The 9,224-nt window shown below is 61.0% G+C and carries 7 protein-coding genes; 3 read left to right on the top strand and 4 right to left on the bottom strand.

All coding sequences use genetic code 11. The features are described 5' to 3' along the window. Positions 1-169 precede the first annotated feature (169 nt). A complete protein-coding gene (locus AC3WKX_RS33640; protein ID WP_003219360.1) occupies positions 170-808 on the bottom strand; it encodes a TetR/AcrR family transcriptional regulator in 639 nt (212 codons plus the stop codon). 92 nt (positions 809-900) lie between these two features. On the opposite strand from AC3WKX_RS33640, the gene AC3WKX_RS33635 reads away from it, so the two are divergent. The 3 genes from AC3WKX_RS33635 (at position 901) to AC3WKX_RS33625 (ending at position 5,807) form a co-directional block, all read left to right on the top strand. Beyond that, positions 901-2,001 (top strand): efflux RND transporter periplasmic adaptor subunit, encoded by a 1,101-nt coding sequence (locus AC3WKX_RS33635; RefSeq protein WP_003219359.1) that lies wholly within the window; start codon positions 901-903, stop codon positions 1,999-2,001. Between the two features lie 6 nt (positions 2,002-2,007). Next, positions 2,008-5,073 carry an efflux RND transporter permease subunit gene (locus AC3WKX_RS33630; protein ID WP_102606473.1) on the top strand — a complete coding sequence of 1,022 codons (3,066 nt, stop codon included), beginning with the start codon at positions 2,008-2,010 and terminating at the stop codon, positions 5,071-5,073. Between the two features lie 542 nt (positions 5,074-5,615). Then, entirely contained in the window at positions 5,616-5,807 is a 192-nt protein-coding gene (locus AC3WKX_RS33625) for a hypothetical protein (RefSeq protein ID WP_102606472.1), read from the top strand. 48 nt (positions 5,808-5,855) lie between these two features. Here the strand turns inward: AC3WKX_RS33625 and AC3WKX_RS33620 are convergent, their stop codons facing one another. From AC3WKX_RS33620 to plsB, 3 genes are all read right to left on the bottom strand, one after another. Next, complete coding sequence (locus AC3WKX_RS33620; protein WP_003219356.1) at positions 5,856-6,545, bottom strand: DUF4197 domain-containing protein; 690 nt, start codon at positions 6,543-6,545, stop codon at positions 5,856-5,858. A 28-nt stretch (positions 6,546-6,573) separates the two neighbouring features. Next, positions 6,574-6,975 carry a YbaY family lipoprotein gene (locus tag AC3WKX_RS33615; RefSeq protein ID WP_102606471.1) on the bottom strand — a complete coding sequence of 134 codons (402 nt, stop codon included), beginning with the start codon at positions 6,973-6,975 and terminating at the stop codon, positions 6,574-6,576. 51 nt (positions 6,976-7,026) lie between these two features. After that, on the bottom strand, positions 7,027-9,224 hold a 2,198-nt coding region (gene plsB / locus AC3WKX_RS33610; protein ID WP_102650726.1), incomplete at its 5' end, for a glycerol-3-phosphate 1-O-acyltransferase PlsB.

The raw sequence follows: 9,224 nt of genomic DNA, 5'->3' as shown, positions 1-9,224 counted from the left end.
ATGACGGCGGCCCACGGTCCAAAGCCGGAGTGAGGGCACACCGAGCCTAGGCGAGGTGCCGAGTGGTGGGGCAAGAGCGTTTTGCTTACTTTTGCGCTGTTCAAAAGTGAGCCGCTGTAAGAGCGGAACCCTAAGTGGCCGTTACCTAAATAACGGATATGTACTCAGTTCAAAAAGCCCGATAAGCCCGCATAAACAGCCCCACAACCTCCTGCACATGCTCCTCGGCCGCCTCAGCGCTCAACTGCCCCCCACACCCATACAACAAACAAAAATTCGCCGTCCCCTTGAGCAAGCAAAAAAAATGCTCCGCCGCGGTGAACGGCTTGGCAATACGCAATGCGCCACTCTGGTCGATCTTACCGAGCAGCCGCTCCATCCCCTGCAACATACGCATCGGCCCGGCCTCGAAAAAGATCTGCGACAACTTCGGATCCTGACTCCCGGAAGTCATCATCAACCGATGCAGGTTCACCGACTCCTCGCTATTGATCAGCACATGAAACCCGCGGGCGATATTGAGCAGCACCTTCTCCACCGGCATACCCTCGGGCAGCTCGAAATACATCACCGGTAACTGCTCTTCGCACTTGGCAACCACCGCCGCCGAGAACAGCGTCTCCTTGTCGGTGAAATGGCTGTACACCGTCAGCTTCGACACCCCCGCCTCCACTGCCACGGCATCCATGCTGGTACTGGCATACCCATTACTCAAAAACAGGATCTTCGCCGCATCAAGAATCGCCTGGCGTTTTGCCATGTCCTTGGGACGCCCGGGGCTATTGGTGTTCACAGGATTGTCGGACATTTTCACTTTATTACTGGACTGGTGAGTTTGGTATTAATAACATACTGGCCAGTATAATTATTCCTAGCACCATTAGCGAAAGGTCCTTCAGCATGCGCAGCTATTTCCTGCCACTCGCGTTGCCTGCCAGCTTGTTATTCCTGTTGGCTGCCTGTGGCCATGAAGAAGCGGCGCAAACCACCGTCCGCCCGGCCATGGTGGTTCAGCCAGAGCCTTCGGCGCAGGCTTCCGACAGCTACCCGGGCGAGGTGCGTGCACGCTATGAACCCGACCTGGCCTTTCGCATTGGCGGCAAAGTCAGCCGACGACTGGTGGAGGAGGGCGAGCGCGTCAAGGCCAACCAGCCCCTGGCCGAACTCGACCCTCAGGACGTACGCCTGCAACTGGAAGCCACCCGCGCCCAGGTCGCCGCTGCCGACGCCAACTTGAGCCTGGTGCGCGCCGAGCGTGACCGCTACAAGACCCTGATGGACCGTCAGATGGTCAGCCGCTCCCAGTACGACAACTCCGAAAACCTCTACCGCTCCGGTGAAGCACGCCTCAAGCAGATCAAGGCCGAATTCGACGTGGCCAATAACCAGGCCGGTTACGCCGTGTTGCGCGCACCCCAGGATGGCGTGGTCGCCAAGCGTGCAGTGGAAGTCGGCCAGGTGGTGTCGGCCGGCCAGACCGTATTCACCCTGGCCACCGATGGCGAGCGGGAGGTGTTGATCAGCCTGCCGGAGCAAAGCTTCGGGCGTTTCAAGATTGGCCAGCCGGTGTCCGTGGAACTGTGGAGCCAGCCTGACCAGCGCTTCAACGGCCGCATCCGCGAACTGTCGCCGGCTGCCGATCCAAAGTCGCGAACCTTCGCCGCCCGCGTCGCGTTTACCGGCGGCAAAGTGCCTGCGGAACTGGGGCAGAGCGCTCGCGTCTTCATCCAGGCTGACGGTGTGATTCCCCTGGCGGTGCCGCTGTCTGCCCTGAGCGCGGAGAACGGCGCGTCCTACGTCTGGGTGGTGCAGCCCGACAATACCCTCAAGCGCACACCGGTGCGGATCGGCGCCTTTGGCGAGAAAACCGTGCCGGTACTGGAAGGCTTGAACCCCACTGATTGGGTGATCGCCGCCGGTGTGCATGTACTCCATGAGGGCCAGCAAGTGCGCCCGGTGGATCGCGCCAATCGAGTGGTAAGTCTGGCGGCCAAGGAGTAGTCCCCGATGGGTTTCAATCTTTCCGAATGGGCGTTGCGTAATCGCCAGATCGTACTGTTCCTGATGATCCTGCTGGCAGTGGTCGGCACCTTGTCCTACACCAAGCTGGGACAAAGCGAAGACCCGCCGTTTACCTTCAAGGCCATGGTGATCAAGACCAACTGGCCAGGCGCTACGGCCCAGGAAGTGTCGCGCCAGGTCACCGAGCGTATTGAAAAGAAATTGATGGAGACCGGCGACTACGAGCGCATCGTCTCCTTCTCGCGGCCCGGTGAATCCCAGGTCACCTTCATGGCCCGGGATTCGATGCACTCCGCAGAGATCCCGGACCTCTGGTACCAGGTGCGCAAGAAAATCAGCGATATTCGCCAGACCCTGCCACCGGATATCCAGGGCCCGTTTTTCAACGATGAATTCGGCACCACCTTCGGCAATATCTACGCCCTGACCGGCGATGGCTTTGACTACGCCGTGCTCAAGGACTACGCCGACCGCATCCAGATTCAGCTGCAACGGGTGCCGGATGTCGGCAAGGTCGAACTGCTGGGCTTGCAGGACGAGAAGATCTGGATCGAGCTGTCCAACCTCAAGCTCGCCACCCTCGGCCTGCCGCTGGCGGCCGTGCAGCAGGCGTTGCAGGAACAGAACGCGGTGTCCACCGCCGGCTTCTTTGAAACCCCGAGCGAGCGCGTGCAGTTAAGGGTGTCCGGCAACTTCAAGACCGTTAAGGAGATTCGCGACTTCCCGATCCGCGTCGGTGATCGTACGTTCCGTATCGGTGACGTGGCCGAGATTCATCGTGGCTTCAACGATCCACCGGCACCGCGCATGCGCTACATGGGCGCCGACGCCATCGGGCTGGCCGTGGCCATGCGTGATGGTGGCGACATCCTGGTGCTGGGCAAGGCCCTGGAAGGCGAATTCGCACGCCTGCAGAAGAACCTTCCTGCCGGTATGGAACTGCGCAAGGTGTCGGACCAGCCGGCAGCGGTAAAAACCAGTGTCGGCGAATTCGTCCAGGTGCTCGCCGAGGCCCTGGCGATTGTGTTGCTGGTGAGCTTTTTCTCTCTGGGCGTGCGCACCGGCATGGTGGTCGCCCTGGCGATTCCGCTGGTGTTGGCCATGACGTTTGCCACCATGTATTACCTCGGCATCGGCCTGCACAAAATCTCCCTCGGCGCGCTGGTGCTGGCGCTGGGCTTGCTGGTGGACGATGCGATCATCGCCGTGGAAATGATGGCGATCAAAATGGAGCAAGGGTACGACCGGCTCAAGGCCGCCAGTTTCGCCTGGACCAGCACAGCCTTCCCGATGCTCACCGGCACCCTGATCACGGCCGCAGGTTTCCTGCCGATTGCCACGGCGCAATCGAGCACCGGTGAATACACCCGCTCGATCTTCCAGGTGGTGACCATTGCGCTGCTGGCCTCGTGGGTCGCCGCCGTGATGTTCGTGCCGTACCTGGGGGAAAAACTCCTGCCGGACCTGGCGAAGATTCATGCGGCCAAGCATGGCACCGACGGGCCGGATCCCTACGGCACACCCTTCTATCAGCGCGTAAGACGCCTGGTGGAATGGTGCGTGCGTCGGCGCAAGACGGTGATCGTCCTGACCTTGCTGCTGTTTATCGGCTCGGTGGCGCTGTTCCGCTTTGTGCCCCAGCAGTTCTTCCCGGCTTCCGGGCGACTGGAACTGATGGTCGACCTGAAACTGGCTGAAGGCGCGTCCCTGAGCAATACGGCTGACCAGGTCAAACGCCTTGAAGCCTTGCTCAAGGAACATGCAGGTATTGAAAATTATGTGGCCTATGTCGGTACCGGTTCGCCACGTTTCTACCTGCCGCTGGACCAGCAACTGCCGGCCGCCAGCTTTGCCCAGTTTGTGGTGTTGGCCAAGACCATCGAGGAGCGCGAAAGCTTGCGCACCTGGCTGATCGAAACCCTCAACGAACAATTCCCGGACCTGCGTTCGCGGGTTACGCGGCTTGAAAACGGCCCGCCGGTTGGCTACCCCGTGCAGTTCCGGGTAACGGGCGAGCACATCGAAGAAGTCCGGGCCCTGGCGCGGAAAGTGGCGGCCAAGGTTCGCGAAAATACCCACGTGGTCAACGTGCACCTGGACTGGGAAGAACCGAGCAAGATCGTCTACCTCAACGTTGACCAGGACCGCGCCCGTGCCCTCGGCGTGAGCACCGCCAACCTGTCGAAATTCCTCCAGAGTTCCCTCACGGGCTCCAGCGTCAGCCAGTACCGCGAGGACAACGAGTTGATCGAAATCCTGCTGCGCGGCACGGTGCATGAGCGCACCGAGCTGTCGCTGCTGCCAAGCCTGGCGGTGCCGACCGACAACGGCAAGAGCGTGGCGCTGTCGCAGATCGCGACCCTGGAATACGGCTTTGAGGAAGGCATCATCTGGCACCGTAATCGCCTGCCGACCGTGACCGTTCGCGCCGATATCTACGGCAAGGAACAACCGGCCACCCTGGTGCAGCAGATCCTGCCGACCCTCGAAGGCGTGCGTGCTGAACTGCCGGACGGCTACCTGCTGGAAGTTGGCGGCACGGTCGAGGATTCCGCCCGTGGGCAGAACTCGGTCAAGGCCGGTGTGCCGCTGTTTATCGTGGTGGTGCTGACCTTGCTGATGCTGCAATTGCGCAGCTTCTCCCGCACCGCGATGGTGTTTCTCACGGCGCCCTTGGGCCTGATCGGGGTGACACTGTTCCTGCTGGTGTTCCGCCAGCCCTTTGGGTTCGTGGCGATGCTGGGGACCATCGCGCTGTCGGGGATGATCATGCGTAACTCGGTGATCCTGTTGGACCAGATCGAGCAGGACATCAAGGCCGGCCTGGCTCCCTGGCAGGCGATTATCGAGGCGACCGTGCGGCGCTTCCGGCCGATTGTGCTGACGGCGCTGGCGGCCGTACTGGCGATGATCCCGCTGTCCCGCAGCGTGTTCTTCGGGCCGATGGCCGTGGCGATCATGGGCGGCTTGATTGTTGCGACGGCATTGACCCTGTTGTTCCTGCCCGCGCTGTATGCGGCGTGGTTTCGGGTGCGCAAGGAGGCGGTGTAAGGCTGCGAGTGGCAGGGGTGTCCTGTAAGGAAATGCCTCTGGTCATTCACACATAGACGCAAACTACGACCCTGGGCGACGGAACGTTTGCCCGTGGTGCTCCACTCAGAATTGTCTGATTGACAGACGTCGTTGTCGGGGCCGCAAGCCTGCGGTCCCGATGAACAACAATGAGTTCATGGAGTGTCATATGTTTATTTTGTCTGCCCTGGCAGCTTTCAAAGGTGCTTTCCTGGGGTCACTGCTGGGCAATCTGTTGCCTGGTTCCAATAAAGAAGCTGATACGGCGCGACCGCACAAGCCCGGCCATGGACGGCCCGGTTTCAACCACGGGCATCACTCCCGACCAACGGCGCCTGTCCTGCCTGCGCGGCCCAAGCCGTATCACCAGGCGCCGGTGCATGAGGCCCACCAACCCTACCAGAGGTCATCGGCACTCTTTCCGATCCATCGATAGCCGCTGACTCGAGGCAGCCCGGGAACCACTCGGGCTGCCTTGCCACTCAGAGGGGGCTTTTGACCATAGATATCGAGGAGTGTGTATGATTTTTCCAGTACTGGTTTCACCACTGCACCTGTTGGGGGCTGTATTTGGAATAGGGCCGAATTTCGGTCGGTCCAATGGCAATGGCCAGCCCGAGATCAACATTAATATCAAAACCGAAAACAACACCACCAACAGCAGCAACAGCAATGCCATGGGTAGTGATTTGCCTTGCAAGTGCCGCTATTAAAAAAAACGCCCTGAATAGTTCAGGGCGTTTTTAGTTGCCGGGTATGATCTACAGCGCGCCGAACACCTTCTTGGCCAAGCTGGTGGCAGCCGCCGCCGGGTTCTTGCGAATGGTTTCTTCCTGCTGGGCGATCATCTTGAACAGCCCGTCCAGCGCCTGTTCGGTCACGTAGCTTTCGACATTGGCGCTCTTGGCATCAATGGCGCCAAAGGTGGCGGCCTTGCCGGCGAGCGCGTTGTACTGCTGGGCCACGCCGACCTTGTCGGTAGCGGCCTTGACGATCGGCAGGAACTTGGCCCGGATCTCGTCACGGCTGCTTTTGTTCAGGTACTGGGTGGCCGAGTCCTGGCCGCCGGTGAGGATGCCCTTGGCATCGGTCACGCTCATGTTTTTCACCGCGTTTACCAGGATCGGCTGGGCCTGGGTGACAGCAGACTCGGCCGCCTTGTTCATGCTGGTTTCAAGTTGCGTGACCTGGTCACCCATGCCGAACATTTTCAACTTGTCAGCGACTTTGCCCAACTTGCCCGGCAGGCCGATCTTCACTTCGGGGTTGTTGCTGAAACCACCGGGCACACCCAGTTGTTTCACGGCAATCTGTGCGCCTTGGGTCAGTGCATCCTTGAGGCCGCCGGTGGCGTCGCCCTGGGACAGGCTGCCGAGGGACAAGGCCATGGCGTTGGCACCGAGCAGCAAGCCGGCGCACAGGGCAGTGAGGCGAAGGGAGTTACGGAGCATGGGCGCTTCCTTATGTTCGATATTTTAATCAGTGTGCAACCGCATCCACGCGCAGGCGCAGCGGTTGTGGGTCCTGGCCGTTCAACTGCACGGAGTGCCGTTCGGTGGTGATAAACAGTAGCCTGCCCTCCAGTTCGATGCGAGCGCTCACCGAGTAACTGTGGCCAGGCTTGACCTGGGTCGGGTCGTAGCTCAGGTGAAAGGGCAGCGGCACCTGGCCTTTCACCGGGCCTTTCTGCTCGGCCAGGGTCACGGCCGGGGCGTCCATCAAGGACACGTCTTGCAGGGTCACACTCAAGGTGGCGGCGGGCGGCAGGGCGATGCGTTGCAGGTAGAACACTTCGCCGTCGAGGCTGGCTTTGGGCGCGGGGCTCATGGTCTGGCAGGCTCCCAGCAGGGCGGTCAGGCCCAGGAGGATGATTTTTTTCATGGTGCAGCTCCTTGTCAACGGCGCCAGAAACACCCTGGCGCCTCGGTCACTCTAGTGTGTTTCTTCGGGTACCACAGGCTGGTCTGCCGCCTCTTCGCTGCGATGCAGTGCGACCTGGCGAATCGACAGGCGAATCTCCGCGGGCAATACGCGTTTGGCTGCACCTTCGGCCAGCTCACCCAGCAGCGGGTGATAGCTCAGTTTGCCGGCCTCGTCGCGACGCAGCACATCTTGCTCCAGCAGGGTCTGGATAAAATGTCGGAAAAGGCTCTTGTCGAAGAACTCCGGGGCATTCAGGCCGTGCAGGATCGACAGGCGCTGGGCCATGACCGTGCACAGGTCTTCCAGCTCTTCGGCGCTGATGCTGTTCTGGCCGCTGTTGAGCAGCAGCGAGATCGCCATGTAGAAGCGTTGCAGGGTCTGGGCGATGCTCTTGGACAGCAGGGTCAACAGCACAAACTGCCGTGAGCTCGGCGCCGGGCGCAGGTACACGTCGTTTTCAAAACGCAGCAGGCCTTGTTCGACGAAGGCGTCCAGCCACTGGTCGACCACAGCATCCAGCTCGTCCAGGGACCAGCGGATAAACAGCTCCGATTGCAGGTACGGGTAGAGCGCACGGGTATAGCGCAGGATCTGTTCGCGGCTCATCCGCGAGCTGCTCTGGAAGAAACTTGCCAGCAGCGCCGGCAGGGCGAAGATGTGTAGCACGTTGTTGCGGTAGTAGGTCATCAGGACGGCGTTCTGCTCGTCCAGGTAGAGGATCTTGCCCAGTGCATCGCTCTGTTCCGACAGCAGGTGCATGTCCTTGACGTGCTTGATCAGCGCCAGGCCGTCGCCTTCCGGCAGGGTGGTGTGGGGCGAGTAGGGCACCTTGCGCAGCAGTGCCAGGTACAGATCCAGCTGGCGCGCCATCGCCTGTTCGTCCAGGGCCAGGCGGGTGGTGGACAGCAGCGCGAGGGCCACCAGGTTCACCGGATTGATCGCCGCCGCTTCGTTCAAGTGTTGCGCCACCCGTTCTCCGAGGCGGTTGGTGGTTTCGTTGAGCCACGCCGGCTTGTAGTTCGGGCCCAGCTCCTGGGAGCGCCAGTCGGGCTGCTCGCTGTCGAGGAATTCAGCCAGCTTGATCGGTTCGCCGAAGTTCACGGCGACCTGGCCAAAGCGCTGCTTGAGGGCGCCGACCACTTTGAAAATATCGAAAATCGACTCTTTCTTCTTGCTCGCACCGCGCAGTTCGCCCAGGTAAGTGCGGCCTTCCAGCACCCGCTCATAGCCGATGTACACCGGCACGAACACGATGGGCATGCGCGAGGAACGCAGGAAGCTGCGCAGGGTGATCGCCAGCATCCCGGTCTTCGGTTGCAGCATGCGCCCGGTGCGCGAGCGTCCGCCTTCGACGAAGTATTCCACCGGGAAACCCTTGGTGAACAAGGTGTGCAGGTATTCGTTGAACACCGAGGTGTACAGCGGGTTGCCCTTGAAGGTGCGGCGCATGAAAAACGCCCCGCCACGGCGCAACAGGCTGCCGATCACCGGCATGTTCAGGTTGATCCCGGCGGCGATGTGCGGCGGGGTCAAGCCATTCTTGAACAGGAGGTAGGAGAGCAGCAGGTAGTCGATATGGCTGCGATGGCACGGTACATAGATCACCTCGTAGCCCTGGGCGACCTTTTGCACACCTTCGATGTTGTTGACCTTGATGCCGTCGTAGATCTTGTTCCAGAACCAGCTCAGCACCACTTCGAGGAAACGGATGGCGGTGTAGGTGTAGTCCGAGGCGATCTCGTTGCCATAGCGCAGGGCCTGGGCCTTGGCTTTCTCGGGGGTGATTTTCTCGCGTTCGGCCTCGTCGAGGATCGCCTGGCGTACCAGTGGCATGTTCACCAGGCCCTTCACCAGGTTGCGCCGGTGGGACAGGTCGGGGCCGATCACTGCGGTTTTCAGGTTGCGAAAGTGCACCCGCAGGATGCGCTGGGCCATGCGCACGGTGCGTTCGTGGCCTTTATTGTGCTCGATCAACTCACGCAGGTTGATGGGCGCGGAGAATTGCACCCGGGTCTTGCGGCCCAGGATCAGGATGCTCAGCAGCCGGCGCAGGCGGCCGGTGACGGCCCAGCTGTCGGCGAACAGCAGTTTCCAGGGGCTGGACTCGCTGTCGGGCGACTGGCCCCAGAACACGCTGACTGGAATGATCTGTGCATTCTCTTCGGCGTGTTCGGTGAGCACATCCACCAGGCGGGTCAGGGTGGGTG

This window comes from Pseudomonas sp. GP01-A4, from assembly GCF_058780865.1.
The sequence above is the reverse complement of the archived record's forward strand: the minus strand, read 5'-3'. Positions and strand labels throughout refer to the sequence as shown.

Excerpts from the sequence above, each read along its gene's own strand:
- AC3WKX_RS33630 (WP_102606473.1), top strand. The coding sequence starts at position 2,008 with ATGGGTTTCAATCTTTCCGAATGGGCGTTGCGTAATCGCCAGATCGTA.
- AC3WKX_RS33620 (WP_003219356.1), bottom strand. The coding sequence starts at position 6,545 with ATGCTCCGTAACTCCCTTCGCCTCACTGCCCTGTGCGCCGGCTTGCTG.
- AC3WKX_RS33625 (WP_102606472.1), top strand. The coding sequence starts at position 5,616 with ATGATTTTTCCAGTACTGGTTTCACCACTGCACCTGTTGGGGGCTGTA.
- AC3WKX_RS33615 (WP_102606471.1), bottom strand. The coding sequence starts at position 6,975 with ATGAAAAAAATCATCCTCCTGGGCCTGACCGCCCTGCTGGGAGCCTGC.
- AC3WKX_RS33635 (WP_003219359.1), top strand. The coding sequence starts at position 901 with ATGCGCAGCTATTTCCTGCCACTCGCGTTGCCTGCCAGCTTGTTATTC.
- AC3WKX_RS33640 (WP_003219360.1), bottom strand. The coding sequence starts at position 808 with ATGTCCGACAATCCTGTGAACACCAATAGCCCCGGGCGTCCCAAGGAC.